The organism is Chitinophaga rhizophila, from assembly GCF_019492185.1.
GTDB classification, from domain to species: Bacteria; Bacteroidota; Bacteroidia; order Chitinophagales; family Chitinophagaceae; genus Chitinophaga; species Chitinophaga rhizophila.
Genome location: NZ_JAICCF010000001.1, coordinates 1507204 through 1527740 on the forward strand (window position 1 = coordinate 1507204; position 20537 = coordinate 1527740).

Below are 20537 nucleotides of genomic sequence, written 5' to 3' on the forward strand. Positions count from 1 at the left end.
TTAAGATGCACCGGTCGTAAGCCGGCGATTCAGATGCAAGTTCTGCCTGCTGCCTCCTGGCAAAGTTGTGTTTCCCTTATTATATCAGTTACTGGAAGTGTAAAGCAGAACCTGCAAAAAGGATTTATCAAATTAAAATGGTTATTGCTATTGTTTTACAAACTGCCGTGTAGTTACGCTACCATTCTTGTCAATCACAATAGTGTACACACCAGCATGCAGCCTGGATACATCCAGCCTGTTGGCAATATTTCTTGCGGCGAGCACTTGCTGTCCGCTGAGGTCAAATACCCTGATCTGGGCACCAGACAAATCATCTGTGGTCTGGAATCTTAATTCACTGACTACAGGGTTAGGATAGAGTATAAAATCTTTTATTACAGGTGTGACAGACATGCTGGTCTTCTGCATCATTACATCTTGTGCAGTTCTTGCACCGCTTCCTGAACGTATGATGAGCGAACTTGCCAGGTCATTCCAGCCGGCTGCTACAAGACAGGAGGTACTCGCTGTCAGCGGTAGGGAATTACCTCCAAAGTTATCGTTTACATATAGACGGGTACTATATCCACTATTTAATGATACAGATGAAATGTCGTCATTCCGGATGCCATAAGACTGCAATCTTGATAACGTGTAGTCTCCTACAGGCAGGCTAATTGCCAGTCCGGTGTAATTACAGTCCCTGTAAAAGGTAGCTGCTGGCGTATTGAGCGTACCACCTCCAAATACATTGCGAATCGCGGTAGCATAAGCTGCCGTTTGCGGACTGTTATCAATGTCGTCATACAACCATATGAACCCTCCGCTGATACGGGAAGGACAACTGTTCTTCCAGGTATTCAACTGACTTTGTACCTGAGAAGTGGTTTTCTCAGCATCCCATAATCCTGCATATACAGGTATAGATCCGAAATTCCAGTTACAGGGAGAATTACCTGCACCACCGGCATAACATTGCAGGTCAACCCTGTCTACAGTACCTGGACGCTGATTATTTGTGTTAGTCGCAACACTTGTCCAGTAGGATGGATTGGTATAAGGTACCAGACTCACCTTAAAACCCATATTGCCCAGCATTACTGCCAATGCAGTCGAAGAATTGACATCGTATGCACTCTCATCATCAAATCCAATGGCATCTACCATCGGAAAGGTATTACGTAATGCCTGGAAGTTTCTGTAAAGGATACTTGTACTACCAGTACCCTGTGCTGCAATCAGATTCTTAATATGGGTGAAAGTCGGAGATCCCCAGGCGCTGAGACAAAATTCCAGCCTGTTAATAGTAGTTGGCGCAGACTTGAGTCTTGCCATATCATCCACAAAATCAGGATAGGAGCTGGCACCTATATAGGTACCGTTCTGGATCAATGGGAACTCTGCATTGAAACTAAAATTTCCACTGGCATCAATGTGAATTGTCCATACTACAACGCAGGTATAACCTGAGTTCCTGAGTTCATTAATTGAATAATTGCGGTTTTTGTAAATGGGACCGCCACCATAAATAGCTGATTGTGCCATCACCGGCAAATAACCTGCAAGCAGGCAGATCATCAGAAAAAAACAAAAGCATAAGTGGGTAGATGTTTTCATCATACGTTGGAATTTTAGCGTTAACATATTTTGAGAGAAATAAAGCAGCTTCGATAAATCAGCATTAAGAATTAAGAATCTGACTATGCAGATTCCTAATTCTTAATGCTAATGACTATATATTAAATCAACTATAACCGCACAATCTTCGCCGTTGCCTTCCGGCCGCTTTGCTGATTGCTGGTTTTTAATATCCACGAGCCTGACGGTACCTGCGATACATCCAGATCAACTATCTGCTGACCTTTAGTACCCGCTGTAATCTGCCTGCGCAGAATAGCATGACCATTATTACTCCATAACTCAATTACCACTCTTTCTCCCTGCGCTGCATTGATCTGCACCTTCAGGATAGAGCCGGTCAGCGGGTTAGGGAATACTACCAGCCTGTCATTTGCAGTACCTGCATCCGGCGTCATGGATACGGCTGCAATTTTTGCAGCTGCGCCACATGCACCCAGTGGTTTCCACCACCATTCAGCAGTACCAGGCGTTACATTATATAAACCATTTGACTGACTTTCATACAGTATGCCGTTATATACTACCTTATCACCCTGGTTATATACTTTCGGATACGTCTGATAAGCAGCTACTCCGGCACAGTTTCCGGTGTTACCATTACCTACCTGAACGTTTACAGCTGCGCTCGTTGTAGTAGCGCCACCATTATCGGTAGCCCTGGCTGTAATGCTATAACTACCCGCAGCTACATTATTCCAGGTATAAGTATACGGACTGGTTGTCGCTTCTCCCAGTTTAGTACTACCATTGTAAAACTCTACTTTGGCGATTGTTCCGTCTGCATCTGAAGCAGTAACCTGGATAGCTATCGCAGCAGGTGCAGTGAATGCGGCTCCATTTGCCGGAGAACTAATACTAACTACAGGCGGCTGATTGCCAGGGTTAGCACCACAGTCACGTACATAGGCCCATACCTGGTCTGCACCACTGTGCGTATCCGGTTGATCTCCCTGCGTCCACCATCTCGCGGCATATACTTTACCATTGTATACTACCTGCTGGTTATTACTATATGCAATACTAGCTGACCATACGGCAATACCATCGCAGGGATTTCCTCCAGTGCCATTTACTCGTACCGACACAGCAGCAGAGGTAGTCACTGCGCCCGCATTGTCAGTAGCTACAGCTGTGAGGCTATAAGTACCTGCGGCTACATTGGTCCACGTATAGGAATATGGCGCAGCCGTAGCCTGACCCAATCTGGTACTACCATTATAAAATTCTACTCTCGCTACAGAACCATCTGCATCAGATGCGCTTGCGGTAATAGTAATAGAGGCCGGGGCATTATATGTTGCGTTAGCAGCCGGAGCCGTAATGTTGACTACGGGTGACTGATTTCCCGGAGTGGAACCAAAGAAATAAGGATGATAGTTGGCAGCAAACTCGCTGTTGTTAACTTTATCCCAGTTCACTGACCAGGTCATTATACCTCTTAAACCAGGGTATCCTGCAGCTTTCCTTAAGACGTAAGTGCCACCGTACGACTGACCTTTGGTTAGGTAGTTCAGCGCTTTCTTCACTTCTGCCGGTGCAGTATAACCACTTCCTGCGGCTGCTGGTGCAGCCGGTAGGCCAAAGGCTACCTGATCTTCACGTAATGCCGGGAAAGTTTGGCTGGTGCCCGACACAGGGAAACCCTGTAACAGCATCTCAGTCATTGACACGATAAAGTCTGCAGTTGTTGAGTTATACACCCTATTATCCAATCCCATTACAGAACCGGTATTATACAACTGTGGCTGAATCCAGGACAGCTCTTCGCGCAAACCATAAATGATAGGCAGATAAGCGCCTACCAGTGGAGAATAAGTAGAACCATAGGCTGTCTGTACATAGTAGGTTTCAGGTGCCATGGTCAGTAGGCAGTTTTTACCCTGTGCCTTGCGGTAAGCAACAATCTCTTTCACAGCAGAGATCAGGTTAACTACTTTTGGCGTTGTCGGAGCCATAAAGTTATTATCACCATTGTTAAGCTGCAAAGACGTTCCTCCTTCAATATCCAGATCAAAACCGTCGAAATTATAGGTATCCAGCAGGTTCTTCATGCTGGTGATAAATGACTGTTTGTTAGCTGCTGTGTTGATCACCAGGGTACCGGTTTCCCCACCGAGTGAGAGTAACACCTTTCTGCCCTGAGATTGCAATGTTGCAATGTCTGCTTTGAACTCTGCAACGGTTGTTCCTTCCGGAGTAAAGCTTACCGTTGATAAGTCGCTGCCGGTAGTACCAAATGCCACTTCAATTACATTATAACGGCTGTCTACATCGCGCAGGCGGATGTAAGGAGCAGCGGCCAGGTTCCAGTTCTGCCAGTAACCTACCACTACTTTACTGTTGTCAACCGGTGGATTTGTACCATTGGTAACAGTAACAGATACTGCTGATGAGGTAGTTGTAGCGCCACTGTTATCTGTAGCTATGGCAGTAATGCTGTACGTTCCTGCCGCTACGTTATTCCAGCTGATACTATATGGAGATACGGAGTCAATACCCAGACTCGTAGCACCATTGTAGAACTGCACTCTTCTGATACTGCCGTCGCTGTCTGTTGCATTAGCACTTACCGTAATACTTGCTGGTGCGCTGAATGCTGTATTTGCTGCCGGAGCTGTAAGGCTCACTACAGGAGGTTGATTTACCGGTGTAGTGCCATCTGCAAATACTGCGTTGATCTTGTTAACGAGCGGAGAGGTGGTACCGGGACAATAAATCAGTTTCCCTTTGGCAACGGTATTGCTGGTCATATTCAGCATATCCCCATATACCTGCCAGATAATCACTCCTCCCAATCCGTTATCTTTAATATACTTTGCTTTTTCACCTACTGAACGCTCGTTGTCGTAGCTGAGGAAATAGTTGCCTTTAGTCTTATACGGAACTTTGGCTACGTCATCCCATCCTTCCGTCCAACCGGAACCTGTCTGCTGGAGTATATAGCTGTAATTGGGCGTACCGTCCCAGAGGTCTTTCGCCCAGTTAGTATAGTCAGCACAGGTCTGAATAGGCCCATCCGGTTGTACGGTTTCCGCACGTTTGGTCGTAGCAGCATTTAATGCAGCTGTACCGGAGGTAACCACCCCACGACCATAAAAAGGTGCACCAATATTAACTTTAGACATATTTACGCCTAGAGCTCTCAGTGCTTTTACGGTTGCATCGATAGAGAAATTGGTGTATTCAGCTCCGGGATAATCATATAACGGCGCGTTGTGGCCTGCCTTATTAGACCAGCCGCCGTTATAGTCATAGGTCATCATGTTATAATAATTCATTGAATTATTAAGACGTGCCCAGTCAAATCCCTGCAGCTTGGCAGGAGATGCCGCAAATGCTGCCGTAATAAGCTTGCCGGGACCAATTGCTGTTCTCACAGCCTCAACCAGCAATGCAAAGTTGGTGTAGTCGGCAGCGCTATATCTTTCTATGTTCATACCCGGATCATTCGGATATTCCCAGTCGAAGTCTATACCATCGAAGCCCATATTAATGAGCTCTACGCAACCGGCTACAAATTTTGCACGTTTGGTGGCATCAGCTGCCATTTCCGGATAGTGTTTACACATACTCCATCCACCGATGGAAGCCATTACTTTTACCCCTTTGGAATGTGCCAGGTCGAGCACTCCCTGCGCGCCACCCTGTTTGGGTACAGATAAAGGGAAAGCACCGGTTCTGCCGGTATTAACATTTTTCCAGCCACTGCCCTCATTACGATAACCAAGGGTATAGGGATAACTTCCTTCAGTTATGTAGTAAAGCGGTGCATCCAGTTCGCCGTACAGCAGGAACATGTCCCAGCTGCTGTAAATGTCCTCATTTACCAGTGCGCCAGGTTCCTGTACGGAGCCGGGCTGATAGATGTTCTTGTTACGGAAATCTCCACTGTGTAAAGAGCCGTCCTTTGCAACTCCAAAGAAGGAGAAGTTCAGGATGGTGTACTGCGAATAGTCTACGTTCAATTGGTTATAACCGCCTTTAGGAACGATACCGGCAACGTCCTTCCAGGCATCCCACTGGGTGATATATCCTATCACCTGCTTGTTGTGATTTTTTGTAGTAGCGGGCACCTGCGGCGTTACCTGCGCCATCGCGGGATATACACCCAGGATAAGCAGTAACAGCAGCAATGCATGCCTTACGTAATGGTACGGCAATGCGCTACGAAAGGTAGAATTTACTTTCATGTATAACGGTTTTTTTGAGACGATATGGAACTACTGGTTTATCTCTGCTTAAAAATGCCAGGCCACAGGTATTATCAACGGTGTCAGTTTGCTCTCTGAATTAATGATGTGCAGATATAAGACCGGTTTTCACAGGTAAATGGTATTTTAAGGTATTATGGTTAATTATCGCTACGGATTCTTACTTCCAGACTCTATATAGGTGTCGTACCTAACGTGGTATAGTACTATCCCAAATGTAATTTTTTTTGACATAAACAGAACGCCCTCCCGGTAACTAACCGGGAGGGCGTTTCTTATCTTAAATGCTGTCAGACTATTGATGAATGATTTTCAGCATGGTACGTCTGCTCTTCATATACTGCTCATCCGTACAAGGTACACCTTTACCGCATGGATCTGCAGGATCTTTACCGATGTTCTCGTAGTAAAGTCTTGTAGAGTTTACACCTTTTCTCACCAGGTATTCTATTACTGCATAACAACGCAGTGCAGACAGGTCCTTGTTATAGGCGTCGGAACCGCGGCTGTCAGTGTAAGAACGGATCTGGAGCTTCCAGTTAGGATATTGGTTCAGTACTACCGCTACCCTATCCAGCAGGTTTCTTGACTTGGAAGTCAGGATAGCGCTGTTATAGTCATAGTAGAACTCCATTGTTTCCATCTTGCTCTGGATCGCCTTGTCCATTTCATCCATCTCCTGGTCCTGCTGACGCTCTGGCTGAGAGATAGCTACTGGTTCGGCTGGTTTCTGTGATGGCTTTTCAGCAGGCGTCTCAACATACTCATTACCTGTTGGCGGCGCTATCACAGGGTCAGGCTTGGTTACGGCTACCGGCGTTTTGGTTTCAGGTTTTGTAACAGGCTTGGTTGGCTTGTTGTTACTGCCTGGACCACGTCTTACCGGTGCAGTAGTCTTAGTTTCTGTTACCGGCGTTTTCGCTGGCACATCAACCGGATCGTTTTTGGCAACTACCGGATCAGCAACAGGATGCTGTGTAGTAGTTACGGTAGACGGAATATTGATAGGTGCAGATACCTGTTGTTTCGGAGAGTATACTACCGGCTCTTTCACTGTCTCGGTCTGATCCTGCGAAGTGGTACCGGTTGGTAAACTGATCGGCACTACTACCGGTTGTCTTGGAGATACAACCACCGGTTCCTTCGGCTTGGATGCCACTGAAGTGGATTCTGCCGGTTGTTTTTCCGGATCGTTCGCTGCCAGTATCTGACGCTCTGGTTTTATACCTGCTTCCAGCTCTTTATAAGGCTGGATACCCTGGTCATTATTAAATCTTTCTGAGAAGTGGGTATCCATGAAGCGATAGATATCATCACTACCACCGCCACCGGGACGGTTGGAAGAAAAATATCCCTCATACATATTCGCCTTCATAATGAAGCCCAGGTCATCTCCACCGGAATTGAACGGATAGCGCAGGTTCTGCAGACGATGCCAGTCAGCGCCCTTACCAGCTACACGGAACATATCAAATCCTCCCATTCCCGGGTGCCCTTTACTGGAGAAATACAACATGTCTTCTTCATTATAGGTAGGGAATGCTTCGTCAAAAGGAGTGTTGATAATAGGACCGCAGTTCTTTGGTTTACCCCATCTTCCATTCTTTTGCTTCTCACTGAACCAGATGTCCATTCTACCCTGTCCGCCTTTTCTGTTGGAAGCGAAGTACATCGTCTTACCATCACGGCTTAATGCCACGTGACCTGTAGAATAACCATTTGAGTTAATTTCTTTCAGCGGCTCAAGTGGTCTCCATTCGTCACCGGTTTTTACAGACCAGAACACCATCATAACACGTTCCCCATTTACCGGACCGCGTTTTTTGCGGTTAGCAATATCCTGCTGCCAGGAGTTCAGTGTAACGTAAATGGTATCCTCTCTTGCATTGAAACATACAGGACCAATGTGATAAGGTACGAGGGCAAGTAACTGTGGCACAACTTCTTCAACAAAAGTATTAGCTACACCCTGTGCGTATTGTTTGAAAATGTAGGCTTTGTAATAAGGCTGATTGGTACGGGTATCAATAGCCGGGTTACGTTCAGGTAAAAGGTTCATGGTCATTTTCCGGTAACCATTGGAAACCAGGAGTAAACCTTGTCTTGTTACACCGCTTACGTAATCAGAACCGGAAGAACTAAGTTCTTTGATATTCTCCATCGCCATATCCAGGCGGCCTGATTTCCAGGCGATGGCACTGTCGCAACCTGCCATCATGACGTTCATCAGTCTGATACTATCCTGCTTCGGACTTTTGAATTTGGCTATTTGTTGTTTTGCTTCAACATATTTACCCACACTCTTCAAAACTTCTCCATACTGCAGATATACCACTGGCGGACAATCCGGACGTTCGGCCATCTTTTCATACCAGAAGGCAGCGTCTTCGTACTGACCTATTTCACGATTGCAGAGGGCAATGCGTTGCAACAGATCTATGGAAGTCTTCGTTTTCTTTTTAGAAATAATCCTTCCATATAAGGATGCAGCAACAGCATATTCCTGCCTTTCAAAAGCCTCATCAGCCCTTACCCTTACGCTTTTCTGCTCCTGGCCAAACAGTGCTGCCGGAACCGTCAGAGTGGTGCACAATAATATCGCGTAACAACGTCGTAGCATATAAAGATTTGATGATCTTTTAGAATTTAAAAATAGCGGGGATTAGACGTACTGAATAGCTTTGAATTAAATAATATACCGATCGAAAGTTCATGTGCTCCGCTTTGAATACCCGCCAGTTTATTCATACTGTAATCATATGAGTAGCCCACACGGTACTTTGGAGAGATGTAGTACTCAAGGATAGCGCTTGCAGCATTCGCCTTGTCAAGACCCGCGTTATTAACTACAGATTTCTTGTTTAACACAGAAAGGTTTGTTCTGTAAGAACCACCTACCCACAGCAGTTCATCTATATGCATCATCAGCGTTGCATCTAATCCGGCAGGACCAGAGAAATCAGTCTTGAACAATACAGATGGTTTCAGGGAGATATTTTCATTCACAGAGAACATATAACCGGCTGTGATGTACACATGTTGTTTCCTGCGGATACTTTCATATGTATATCCTCTCCATTTATAACCCGAGCTGGTGTATTTAGACAAAAGGTCCAGTACAGACACCCCGATGTATACAGAAGGAGAATAATAGTAGATACCTAAACGTGCATCCGGAGTAGTTGCTTTAGCTGAACCGTCAGGAATGATACGGTCTCCGTTATCGAGATATACCAGATCCTTACCATTCATACCATACTGCGTTGCACCCACACCAAGACCGAAACAGATGCGGCGGGTATCCTCTTCATCCAGACGGATGCGGTATGCATAGGAAGCATACAGGGAGATCGCGCTCTGCGGTCCCAGGTTATCCATCATTGCCTGTACGCCCAGACCAACGTTTGCATCCTGTTTACCCCTGTTCAACGGGCCGTCCAGGGATACACTCATGGTACGCGGCGCACCATCCATACCGGTCCACTGCTGACGGTATGAAGCATTCAGATGCAGTACATCCTTGTAACCCGCATAAGCCGGGTTAATCGCTAATCCGTTAAAAATATACTGGCTGAACTGGACACTTTGCTGTGCACGGGAACCTGCGGCCAGGCAAAGTAATAATACTACAGTAAACCATTTTTTTGTCGTGTACATAATTGCACTTTTAGGATCACAGTTCATTATCTAATAATCATTACCCAGCCCTTGAATACTTCAACCCCACCTTCGGGCTTGTTTAGTTCCAGCCGGTAGTAATAGGTACCTTCACTTAGTCCCGTCGCATTCCAGTTATTCTGATAGTCTTTACTCTGGTATACAACACCGCCCCAACGGTTGAAGATGTACAGCGAACTGTTAGGGTATTTATCAATTCCTCTTACAACGAAATAATCATTCTTATTGTCACCATTTGGTGTAACCACGTTGGTAATCACCATACCTGCTGCCTTACCAGCTGTTTTGATACTGGTGATGATACCTTTCGCACAATCTGACTCTTTAGGGTCACAGTTGTAGGTTGGTCTGGAAGTAGAATCTGAGTTACCACCAATGTTCACCCTTGCTGTGTTATCAATACTGTTGATACCATCCGGTAAATCGTCCACTTTTACTTTGAAGTGCAGGGTAGCTACAGCGCCTGCTGCGAGGTTAGTCACCTGCCAGCTGATCGTATTAGAACCTTCCAGGTATAAACCACCGTCAGATACGCCTGACAGCTTCGTGAAGTATGGAACAGGGTCACTTACCACAAGTTTAGGAATGGTGATGTTACCGGTGTTACGTACATATATAATGTATGACAGCTCTTCACCGGATGACACGGTTGTTTCACCACTTGCATTCAGTACGATCTTCCATCCTTCAAAGGATACCACACTCACAATCGGAATGCTGGAAGATGGTCTGCCTGCACCGCCGATATCGGGCTGGTTCTGATCGTTTGATAAAGCCGGCAGTGTTGGTACTGCGCCTTTACCGTTACCGTTATTTACAAATGCAGTGTTGTCGATTGTTCTTGCTCCTGTGAGGTCGGTGGCAACTCTCACGCGGAAAGTGCGGGATGCCTGTTGACCAGGATTCAGTACAGGAATTGTCCATGACATCAGGTTGTTGGCATCAGGCGCGCTACCATCTTCTGAATCATAGAAGTTTGTATACACCGGGATATAATCTGTTACCAGGATATTGTTCAGTATCTGTGTACCGGTATTTCTTACATGTATTACGTAGGTAATCACGTCGCCTGAAGCAATGATACCGTCAGGACCGCTACCGATGTAACCGGAAGCAACCCATGCTACTGTGTTCATCCCGTTATCTACCGGCACCCTTGTAGAAGGCCAGCCCCTGTCAGCGCCCATGCCTGCAGTAATATTATTATCTGTAGCAGGACCAAAGGTGTTCCGTACAGGTACACCGTCGCCCAGGTCGATATAACCTGTGTTATTAATATAATCTACACCCGTAAGACTGTTATCTACATCCACCGCAATATCCACATAGATGGTAGAACCCACCGGAATGGTTACGTTTGAATAGGTCAGTACACCATTTGAAAGCCCACCATTCAATCCGCCACCGTTGGTAGCGCCAAAGAAGGAAGTGTGCAGCGGAATAGTATCAATGATACGTACACCTGTCAATGGCTCGTCTCCGGTATTACGAACATATATCCTGTAGTTAATCCTGTCACCGGTAGTCACTGACTGGTCGGTACCTGAAGGAGTAAAGGAGTATGTCATCCAGTAGTCGGCAGATTTGGCATATGGCCTGTCTGCTGATCTTACATTCTTTACAGTTGTCTTACCTGATGGTAAGGAAGTCGCCACAGCCGGCAACCAGGTCATACCCACCATAAAAAGTAGCATGAGCAGGATGCGTGCAGACAGCTTTGTAATATCAGTAAGGACCACGCCAACTCGTCGCTGCATACCTGGCAGGTTTACACGAGCGGAATTGAAATTTTTGCGCATAGGCTTAGGATTACTGCAGATAGTATTTTTGAATGCTATTGTACCAATGAATCGCTCTCACACTAAAAATGGCGTGTAGCAACTGTCCTCTTATTATTATATACATATATCCGGGCAAACCGGTGATGCATGTCTTGTCTGTGAAATACCGCTATCAGGGCGGTCCACAAAGCATATAAGGTGGCTTTTTTCATTGGTTATGGATTATGATTTATTAATATCCAACAGTCAGGGATATAGTAAATTTGAATATAAAAATATCTATATTTATTGAGAAAACAATATCTTTTTAAAAATTAATAACCCGCACCCCTTCCAACTTGTCAGTTATAAATCAGAACATTACAAATGAAATCACATCTCATAACATGGTTTTTCATGTTTAAAAATGGCCATTTTCCGGGAGGATTCACCTGCCATTTCCAGCACATATGAGACGATGTATCACCATCCTGTAAAGGGCTGCGAGCCATTCAAATATATTTTTTCTACCATACAATAAATTAACTGGGAGTGAATGACATAGCTATCCTCATCGCATCTACGTAGTTTTTGGTTATCCACATTTTAAGGGCTTTAAAAGGGCTTTTTTGTGGATAACTTTCGAGGCGCTTGTTGTACGCATATTTTGAAAACGAGGTTTTCATCGATACTATTTTCGCTTATTATGGTAGATATTGAGGGTGAACCGGACAACCAAAGTCATTGAAATTCATCGATAGATAGGTGATAATCGTCTATGCCCAACCCCTACCGCTGCCTACACTATCTTCTCATTAATTTATACTCCATTCACATATAACCTGGCATTATTACTGCTTACACTACATGATAAATTGAAGGTATTATATGGCAGGGAATAACCATATTGAAATAAATAGCTATATTTACTTATATATAGGTCCCCGCTTATGCTAGGAGTAGCAGCTAAAGCCATATGAGGTAGTAAGTATATGCACACCTGTTTTTGAGTACTAGCGCTTATTTTATCTATGACGACGAGCATTAGTTGAAATCGCACCCGTTATTCTATACATATTTACGCCACTGGAAAGACCATTCCCATATCTTCTACATGCAAAACCATGATGGAAACAGCTGATGGAAGCTGGATACACGACGGAAACACTATGCCACGTCAAGTGTCTGCAACTACCGCTAACTTCTTAATATTAACCAAATTAAAATGCACACGACCGTTCCATTCTATTGTTATAACAAGCTCATCTCCGCCGGCCGGAGGCCCGTTCCGCATGTCATATCTGAAAAGTACCCGCTTCACATATGGGTATTGTAATTAGTTACAAGCATACCCGTATTACAACCTGCAAACACTTTTCTGATGAATACTGCAGTCTATAAAATTTTACTTGTAGATGAGGACCAGGTATTTGTGAGACAGACCCGGCAGTTATTGATTACCCAATCTTATGATATTTATACAGCCTCCTCAGAAGAAGAAGGAATCATCATCTGTCAGCAACAACAACCTGACCTTATTATCTGTGGCGCTCACCTGCGGGGAACAGGTGGACACCACTTTATCATGGCGCTCAGAAACGATCCTGGATTTGACCATATTCCCCTGATCTTTATTAGCATAAAAGATAACAAACAGGAAATGCGGATGGCGATGAACCTCGGCGCTGACGACTACCTGGCAAGACCCTTCCGGAAAAGGGATCTCCTGCTTAGTATCCGTTCCCGCCTCGGCAGATTCGCAAAATTCAATCATGTACACACGCCTGATGAAACAAGAAGCGTATCCCTGGCTAACTCAACCACTGCTCAACAGGCATTGTATCACCGACTCGGTAAAGCCGAAAACCGGATCATTAAAATGATCGCGGAAGGTAAAAGTACCAAGCAGATGGCCGACGAATTAAATGTAAGTATCCGTACAATTGAAAATCACCGGTACAGAATTGCAGGTAAACTCGGCATCGCAGGAAGAAATGCGCTGACAGAATTTGTAATAAGAAACATTATTCAACAACAGCAGAAATGAGCCCATATAATTAAGTACCAATAATTAAGAATCAGGAATTGATTGACCATTATTTCACAAACCTTAAACACCCGGATACTACCAGAACCCGTTGGTTAGCCACCTGTGGCCAATATTGCCATTGGTTTAGTGTATCACATTGTGCTGTCAACTCCTGATTCTTAATTTATATCCTTATGCCTCATCAACAGCTGGCATCAATAAACTGGAAATCGCTATCCGGTTCCATGAATTGATTACTACTGCCGCCATAATCACCTGCGCTGTCAGCTCCTCGCCAAGTAAACTGATCGCCTCATTAAATGTTGCATCACTTACGTGATTGCTGATCAACGTCACTTCTTCTGTTAATGCAAGGATTGCCCGCTCTTCTGGAGAAAAGAATGGTGTTTCCCTCCACGCATTCAATGCATAGATCCGCTGCTCTGTCTCTCCCATCTTACGGGCATCCTTAGTATGCATATCTATACAGAAGGCACATCCGTTGATCTGCGAAGCTCTTATCTTAATCAACTCCTTATGCAGCGGTTCAATCTGCGTTCCCTGAAGATATTTTTCCAGACCAAACATAGCTTTATAACCTTCTGGCGCTACTTTGGACATATCAAAACGTTGTTTCATGACTTTTGTGTTTTTGTTGACACAAAGTTGAAACACTATTGCCGGTAAAAACTTAATCAAGTTCAATAAAAGACCGCTTAGTTTTTCTTAGCCCTGATCTTACTGAGAAATTCCGGCGTAAATCCAAGATAAGACGCCAGCATGTATTGGGGAATACGTTGGAGAAATTCAGGAAACAGGCTACTGAAGTGATTGTAACGCTCTTCCCCTGAAAATTCATAAATATAGCGGATACGCTGTATGGCGGCTGCATATGACCTTTGTAACACAAGTCTGAAATAACGCTCCATCACAGGCACCTTCTGAAACAACTCTTCCTGTATCCTTTTGTCCAGTATAGCTACTTCTCCCGTTTCTACTGCCTGGATGAAATAGCTGGAAGGACTACGCTTCTCCATACTATCATAGTCAGTAATCCACCAGTTGTCAATAGCAAACTGGATAGTCTGCTCTGTTCCTTTCTCATCAATATAATACCGGCGGAAACATCCTTTCAGAATAAAATAATTAGCATTACATATCATGTCCTGCCTGAGCAGGTGGTCCTTCTTTTTCACCTGCTGATATTGGATAACGGAAAGGATCGTGTCTTTATCTTCTTCCGTCAGGTCAACAAACCTGCTGATATGTGCTATGAGCCTTTGCATATGCAATGATACAATAAAGAAAGGAGGCCCCATTACGGGGCCTCTCCTGATTAATATTTTGCCGGTTGTCCTTTTGCTGGTATAGATTCCAATATAAACTTCCGCAGATTCTCATTCGCCGCAGCCAGATCATCTTTTCGCAGGTACATCATATGCCCGCTGCGATAACCTTCCCATTTCAACCTGTTATTCAGCTTGCCTCCGGGATCCATCTGCCACATGCTGTACTTTGCATTGAAATAGTCGCAGGCACCATCGTAATAACCTGACTGTACCAACAGATGCAGAAAAGGATTCTGTGCTATTGCCTGACGCAGGTTCTCCCCGGTATTATCATTCTTTCTGTCCCATGGATGCACCTGACCGAAGATATTATACTTCAGGTCCGTTTTGTAATTCAGCTCTTCTCTCAGATAGATATGCATGGCTGGCGTAAATGCCTGTATCCATGCGGTCAGTTCTGCATTATAATCAGGACTGGTACCACCCGTCTGACGGTCTATGCCCCTGTAACGGGAATCCAGCCGGCCAACAGTATACCCCTGATCACGCAGCAGTTCCTTCCAGAAAAGATTGACAGATACATCCAGATTGTTTTCCTGTACTACAATATCTTTCAATCCACTGTAACGGGCTATGCGTGCGCCGATACTTTTGCGTTTTGTCTCATCCAGCGAGCCGCCTCTCGATAAAGCAGGTACCAGCTCGTTAATGGTAAATTCTTCTACTTCGGGCAACACATCCTTCAGATCTTTCTGTTGCAGATCAGCAGGCAGCTTTTTATGATACCATGCTGTCGCTGCAAAATAAGGCAGTTTTAATGCTGCGTTCAGCGGACCATCTCTCTCAATTCCCAGTTCTGTAGGCGACACTAATACCACTCCATTCAGGTACATCCACTGCGCTTCCTGCAGTTCCAGTGCCAGTCCTGATACACGGGTTGTACCATAGCTCTCTCCTATCAGGAACTTAGGAGATGCCCAGCGGCCATTGCGGGTAACGAAGGTATTGATCCACTCTGCCAGGTATTTGATGTCGGCATTTACTCCGTAAAACTTACTGCCCGGGATATCTTTACTTACCGGACGTGAAAACCCTGTATTCACCGGATCAACAAATACAATGTCTGCTACATCCAGGATAGAATGTGGGTTATCACGCATACCAAAAGGCTGTACAGGATAACCTTCGTCATCAATATTCAGCATACGCGGACCTGTATACCCGATCTCCATCCACACAGATGGCGTTCCCGGTCCGCCGTTGAACGATACTACCAGCGGACGGCTGGATTTATCCTTAATATCATCTCTCTCATAATAAGTATAAAATACGCCTGCCAACGGTTTGCCATCCTCATCCCAGATAGGAATGCTGCCGGCGCTGGCGGTGTAAGGTATACGCTGTCCTCTGATAGTGACTGCATGTTTAGTCACAACAGAAGAGTCTATATTCAACAGGCGGGAAGGCGAGGGTTTCATCTGCGCCTCTGAGGTCTGGGCTGTCGCCTGTGTAATGACAGTACCCGCCAGCAGCAGGGGCATTAAGAATTTGCTGATCATAAAACTGATTGATAAATGGTTTTGCCGTAAATATAGCGCAACGCATTTTCTATATCAGCCTTTTTAGGATAAAAGGAGAAATGTCGTTAAAATACGGGCAATTCCCTTGTTACTCCGCCAGCGTCCATACCGATACTGAGCCGGCTGCGCACAGAAATTCTGCCCATCCTTCCTCATCAACTTCCACTTCCTCTTCTCTTTTTCCCAGAATATCTTTAAAACGCTTCCCTGCATAGCGCTTACCAATCTCCATATGTTTATTGCCTTCTTCTCCGTTAGAGATCACCACAGCACAACCGGTATGCTGCTCATCTCCCTCACGTGTCCAGCCGATACAATTCGGATGATCGAAATAGTCACGCTGTACGCCATATGCATGCTGGTCTCTGGCCGGAATAATTAATTCAAGTCCTTCTACTGGTACCAGTTCTATCTCTGTGTCTTCGCCTTCCTTGTTTTTGTCGGTATACTTAGCGCCGTACAAATCAGGATAAAATACACAAGGGTATCCATGCTCACGCAACAGGATCAGTGCATAGGCGATTGGCTTAAACCAGTAATCAACGGTTGCTTCAAGGGCCTGCAAAGGCTGTGTATCATGATTACCAATCACTGTCACTGCCAGGAATGGTTTTGCCTGTACCAGCGACCCATCAAAGATCTTCGTCAGGTCATAGTCTTTGCCTGCCAGGGAGGCGTCATAGAAGTTATGATGTAAAGAGGCATCAAACAATGACATTTTACCTTCTGTCGCATCAATGTATTTCAGCAGAAGGTCCAGCTGTCCAGGGGCCCAGTACTCGCCCACGGCAAACAGTTCCCTGCCGGTATACTCACGCATCTGATCCAGCCATTTGTTGAAAAAGGTTGGCGTGATATGCTTTACTGCGTCCAGGCGGAAACCATCAAACTTCACAGCATTGTAATACCATTCTCCCCATCTTCTGAACTCTTCTCTAACGGCAGGATTACGAAATTCGATATCAGCGCCCATCAGGTAGTCGTAGTTGCCTTTCTCTGTATCAATTACTTCTTCCCAGCCTTCTCCATATTCGTTCTGTATGGTAAAGATGCCTTCTTCATCTGAGTCACTGACATGATCGACACCGGTAAAACACTGATGATCCCATACAAAGTCGGAATGCTCGCCCTTCCTGCCTGGAAATGTGAAACGGGTATAAGCTTCTACTTCCATCGGCTCAGAAATAAACTCATTCCTGTTTTCAGGGTCTACCTTTCTGACGCATATCTTTTCTGTTTCGTCTCCTCCCATCAGGTGATTGGCTACTACATCCACATACACCTGCATACCATTTTCCTGAATTGTTTTAATAGCTTCTTCATACTCCTTGCGGGAGCCATAGCGGGTACGTACAGTTCCCTTCTGGTCAAATTCCCCGAGATCGTAAAGATCATACACATCATATCCTCTGCTGTGTATGCCGTCTGCTCCTTTATAAGCAGGAGGCAGCCAAACAGCGTTAATACCCATGGCAGCCAGCTTCGGCGCTTCCTGTTTCACGGTATTCCATAAACTTCCATCCTCTGGTGAGTACCAGTGGAAAAACTGCATCATCGTACCATTTTTCATATGTTGTACATTGTGATTTGGGGAAAGATGCTATAAGAGATACAAACCACATGCCACCACATCTATAACAGGATGATGTCGTCTTTACGGGAAGCGGGTGTAACTTTCAGATCTACAGCTTTACCATTTACGATCTTTCCTTCGATCGTAGTATTATAGGGCGCATGCAGCTTAAAGGCGGCATTCCATCCTTCCGGCCAGCAGGGCAGCAGGTACAGCTTCCTCCCATCGGTTTGTAGTAACATTTCCTGCAAACCGATCATCGCGGATCCGCCCCAGTTGTGATCGGGTGTCCAGTCAAACCCTGGTCCCCAGAATGCAGGGAAGCGGTGAGTCCCGTCGGCAAACTTCTGCTTTGTTAATGTTGCCGCTTCTGCTTTCAGGCCCAGTCGGGCTGCAAAAATATTATACTGTCGCCAACCGATATGGCTACGGTACTTCACTACATGTGGATCATATTCCCAGGTATTACGGGCAATGTCCAATCCAGGCTGCCCCACTCCGTAGAGTCCCCAGGGAAATACCGGGTACAACTGAGGCGCTTCGGAATTTTGTATCCGCTCCCATAGCAGGGCAGGTGCAATAGTCTGCCGCCCTTCAATGGTTGTCAAAGCTAACGGTGGTATCCGTGCCTCGATCTGCTTCAGCCTTTTACTGCTGACTGTATCATTACGGTATTCCGGCAACTCCAGCAGACGCATGGTGATCACTTTCAATGCAGCAATAACAGTCGCAGAGTTATAGGTCATTTTAAATGTCTCTGCCGCGGATGTAGGGAAAAGGATATATTCGCCCTTCTCGTTCAGTTCACGCCTCCCTCTTTTCCTGGCAAGCTGCCGGTAGTGTTCATCATAAAACGTCAGACAGCTTTCAATAAAAGCCATGTGCTCCGGTGTACGAACACCTGTATACTGATAAGCGTCCAGCATCATCAGGCAGAACTCAAATACTGTTTCCCACTGATATTCCAGCCAGGCATTATACTCTACACCCGGATCTGTACCGGGAGGACGTTTTATCACATATTCTGTAATGTTTGGCAACCCGAAGTTCTCAATCTGTTCCGTAAAGCATGCACCGGGATGCTGCCAGTATACTTCGCTGCGCAATTCTGCATTTCGCTTAATACGCAGGTAAAAATCAAACTGCGCTTTCATCATATCAACATCCCCGCTTTTCAGAAAAGGGAAATACACCAGCCGCTGATTCTGTGCTGTCATTGTACCACCACCCCATAATCGGAAGTCAGGCGAAAACTGCAACTCCTTATTTACATAACGCGGATCAAAGGTGAACAACCCGCCATTGAATTTAGTCGGCCATTTCCCGTAGGCATTACATCCCAGCATGTAACGAAACAATTGGTAATTCCGGCCTACAGTGACTGCTGCAGTATCTTCACTGTCTATGTAAATATAGCTTCTGTCCCAGAAATCGGCCCACCATTGTTGTGTACGCCGCCGTGCAGAAGCAATGTCTTTACTGCTCTGCCGCATGGTTTGCATCAGCGCGGTCTTCCAGTTTTCCAGTGTAGGCGACTGCGATACTTCCATGCCTATCATGACGTGCTGACTCCGTACCGGCTGCTTACTCTGCAATGACAATGAATGAAAGCGTGCATCCGCATATATTCCTGAATCCACCCCTACCGGTAACATCTGTTCACCACGCATCATCCCTCCAAAAGTATTATCCCGTAACGGATCATACAGCTGATCCTTTACTGTGTCCATACCTTCATGATGTACAGTATAACTGAAAATATCCTGAACATCGCGTCTGTTTCTATGGTAAAACAAAACATCATTACCACTGAAGCTGACGTTATCTCTGTAAGTTGTAATAGGAAATGGCTGCAGGTGTTTATAAGAATTAGTCCTGCATTCCCTGTTATCTGTCAGCACATAATCCTGATACCTCCATGATTCATAAGTAGCAGTGACCTTCACCGGAACGGCACTCTTCACATCAATGTGAACTACCGGCCGGAATACGTCCACCCATACACTAATTTCATTCTGTCCATCTCTGATCTGTACATATCCCTGCGCTAATTTCAGTTGTTGCACAAATCCGGTATTACTAATAGGGCCGGAAGATAGTTTTATCCTCACCCTTCCCAGTTTAAGCATTGCGTTATTCTCATCAAATGTGCCGCTACGGGAGAGGTAACATAACAGTTCTCCCTGCTCTACCCATACATTCAATCCAATGTCTCCGCCGCCACATGGCATAGCATCGCCGGCATGCCGGCTCTGGGAATGCCAGATGACGTCATAGCGTGACAGGTTAGATGGCTGCGCAAGCAATGGTTGCACTGTCATCAGTAGTGATATAATTACAATCGGAAATATATACCAGTCTTTCATCTTATACATGGGCACGCGGAACTTTAGTTGCTAATGGAGATACTAGCGCAATCAGTTAAATAGAATTTCCGTGGATGTTAATTCAGCTAACAGGTCCTGATACAGGTCAACAATTTCATCTTCATTAGCCGACTTCTCCAGCAACTCAATAAATCAACAACAATGTATTTTCCGTTCTCATTTACAGCTAATACAGGCTCACCATTGAAGAAATTATTTTCGGCGATGGAAGCCATAAGATCAACAAGTGTTGCATCAGAAAGCATCCAATTCAACACGTCAATATCAGAAGCCCTTTTCAGCCTTTCGGGTAATCTCGGATTTTCCGGATCAAGATGCAGCCTGTCAACAGCTATTGAACCAAATTGACGATTATCAGACATGAAATTACTTTAATACAATTCCGTAAAACTTCTCTACACTGATAG

The 20537-nt window shown here is 45.2% G+C and carries 12 protein-coding genes; 1 reads left to right on the forward strand and 11 read right to left on the reverse strand.

Features of this window, described 5'->3' with window-relative positions:
* Positions 1 to 147: 147 nt before the first annotated feature.
* The 5 genes from K1Y79_RS05600 to K1Y79_RS05620 form a co-directional block, all read right to left on the reverse strand.
* Entirely contained in the window at positions 148 to 1602 is a 1455-nt protein-coding gene (locus K1Y79_RS05600; RefSeq protein WP_220249012.1) for a T9SS type A sorting domain-containing protein, read from the reverse strand.
* Positions 1603 to 1730: 128 nt separating this feature from the next.
* Positions 1731 to 5813 (reverse strand): glycosyl hydrolase family 18 protein, encoded by a 4083-nt coding sequence (locus K1Y79_RS05605; RefSeq protein ID WP_220249013.1) that lies wholly within the window; start codon positions 5811 to 5813, stop codon positions 1731 to 1733.
* Between the two features lie 316 nt (positions 5814 to 6129).
* Positions 6130 to 8454 carry an OmpA family protein gene (locus tag K1Y79_RS05610; protein ID WP_220249014.1) on the reverse strand — a complete coding sequence of 775 codons (2325 nt, stop codon included), beginning with the start codon at positions 8452 to 8454 and terminating at the stop codon, positions 6130 to 6132.
* Between the two features lie 26 nt (positions 8455 to 8480).
* The gene (locus tag K1Y79_RS05615) at positions 8481 to 9491 is read right to left on the reverse strand and encodes a PorP/SprF family type IX secretion system membrane protein (RefSeq protein WP_220249015.1); all 1011 of its coding nucleotides are present in this window, start codon (positions 9489 to 9491) and stop codon (positions 8481 to 8483) included.
* 26 nt (positions 9492 to 9517) lie between these two features.
* Positions 9518 to 11311: a T9SS type B sorting domain-containing protein gene (locus K1Y79_RS05620; RefSeq protein ID WP_220249016.1), complete on the reverse strand. Its 1794-nt coding sequence runs from the start codon at positions 11309 to 11311 to the stop codon at positions 9518 to 9520.
* Between the two features lie 1342 nt (positions 11312 to 12653).
* On the opposite strand from K1Y79_RS05620, the gene K1Y79_RS05625 reads away from it, so the two are divergent.
* Positions 12654 to 13319, forward strand: coding sequence for a response regulator transcription factor (locus tag K1Y79_RS05625; protein ID WP_220249017.1), 666 nt, complete (start codon positions 12654 to 12656; stop codon positions 13317 to 13319).
* A gap of 174 nt (positions 13320 to 13493) precedes the next feature.
* Here K1Y79_RS05625 and K1Y79_RS05630 read toward each other — a convergent pair whose 3' ends face one another.
* The 6 genes from K1Y79_RS05630 to K1Y79_RS05655 all read right to left on the reverse strand — a co-directional run bounded on the left by K1Y79_RS05630 (position 13494) and on the right by K1Y79_RS05655 (position 20492).
* Positions 13494 to 13940, reverse strand: a complete 447-nt coding sequence (locus K1Y79_RS05630; RefSeq protein ID WP_220249018.1) for a carboxymuconolactone decarboxylase family protein — start codon at positions 13938 to 13940, stop codon at positions 13494 to 13496.
* 77 nt (positions 13941 to 14017) lie between these two features.
* Entirely contained in the window at positions 14018 to 14587 is a 570-nt protein-coding gene (locus K1Y79_RS05635) for a Crp/Fnr family transcriptional regulator (protein WP_220249019.1), read from the reverse strand.
* Between the two features lie 50 nt (positions 14588 to 14637).
* Positions 14638 to 16149: a S10 family peptidase gene (locus K1Y79_RS05640; RefSeq protein ID WP_220249020.1), complete on the reverse strand. Its 1512-nt coding sequence runs from the start codon at positions 16147 to 16149 to the stop codon at positions 14638 to 14640.
* Positions 16150 to 16258: 109 nt separating this feature from the next.
* On the reverse strand, positions 16259 to 17740 hold the full coding sequence (locus K1Y79_RS05645) for an alpha-amylase (RefSeq protein WP_236059502.1): 1482 nt from the start codon (positions 17738 to 17740) through the stop codon (positions 16259 to 16261).
* Between the two features lie 62 nt (positions 17741 to 17802).
* The gene (locus tag K1Y79_RS05650; protein WP_220249021.1) at positions 17803 to 20118 is read right to left on the reverse strand and encodes a DUF5703 domain-containing protein; all 2316 of its coding nucleotides are present in this window, start codon (positions 20116 to 20118) and stop codon (positions 17803 to 17805) included.
* Positions 20119 to 20195: 77 nt separating this feature from the next.
* Positions 20196 to 20492, reverse strand: coding sequence for a hypothetical protein (locus K1Y79_RS05655; protein ID WP_220249022.1), 297 nt, complete (start codon positions 20490 to 20492; stop codon positions 20196 to 20198).
* Positions 20493 to 20537: the final 45 nt, after the last annotated feature.

Excerpts from the sequence above, each read along its gene's own strand:
- K1Y79_RS05610 (WP_220249014.1), bottom strand. The coding sequence starts at position 8,454 with ATGCTACGACGTTGTTACGCGATATTATTGTGCACCACTCTGACGGTT.
- K1Y79_RS05625 (WP_220249017.1), top strand. The coding sequence starts at position 12,654 with ATGAATACTGCAGTCTATAAAATTTTACTTGTAGATGAGGACCAGGTA.
- K1Y79_RS05635 (WP_220249019.1), bottom strand. The coding sequence starts at position 14,587 with ATGCAAAGGCTCATAGCACATATCAGCAGGTTTGTTGACCTGACGGAA.
- K1Y79_RS05600 (WP_220249012.1), bottom strand. The coding sequence starts at position 1,602 with ATGATGAAAACATCTACCCACTTATGCTTTTGTTTTTTTCTGATGATC.
- K1Y79_RS05615 (WP_220249015.1), bottom strand. The coding sequence starts at position 9,491 with ATGTACACGACAAAAAAATGGTTTACTGTAGTATTATTACTTTGCCTG.
- K1Y79_RS05645 (WP_236059502.1), bottom strand. The coding sequence starts at position 17,740 with ATGAAAAATGGTACGATGATGCAGTTTTTCCACTGGTACTCACCAGAG.
- K1Y79_RS05655 (WP_220249022.1), bottom strand. The coding sequence starts at position 20,492 with ATGTCTGATAATCGTCAATTTGGTTCAATAGCTGTTGACAGGCTGCAT.
- K1Y79_RS05640 (WP_220249020.1), bottom strand. The coding sequence starts at position 16,149 with ATGATCAGCAAATTCTTAATGCCCCTGCTGCTGGCGGGTACTGTCATT.
- K1Y79_RS05620 (WP_220249016.1), bottom strand. The coding sequence starts at position 11,311 with ATGCGCAAAAATTTCAATTCCGCTCGTGTAAACCTGCCAGGTATGCAG.
- K1Y79_RS05605 (WP_220249013.1), bottom strand. The coding sequence starts at position 5,813 with ATGAAAGTAAATTCTACCTTTCGTAGCGCATTGCCGTACCATTACGTA.
- K1Y79_RS05630 (WP_220249018.1), bottom strand. The coding sequence starts at position 13,940 with ATGAAACAACGTTTTGATATGTCCAAAGTAGCGCCAGAAGGTTATAAA.
- K1Y79_RS05650 (WP_220249021.1), bottom strand. The coding sequence starts at position 20,118 with ATGTATAAGATGAAAGACTGGTATATATTTCCGATTGTAATTATATCA.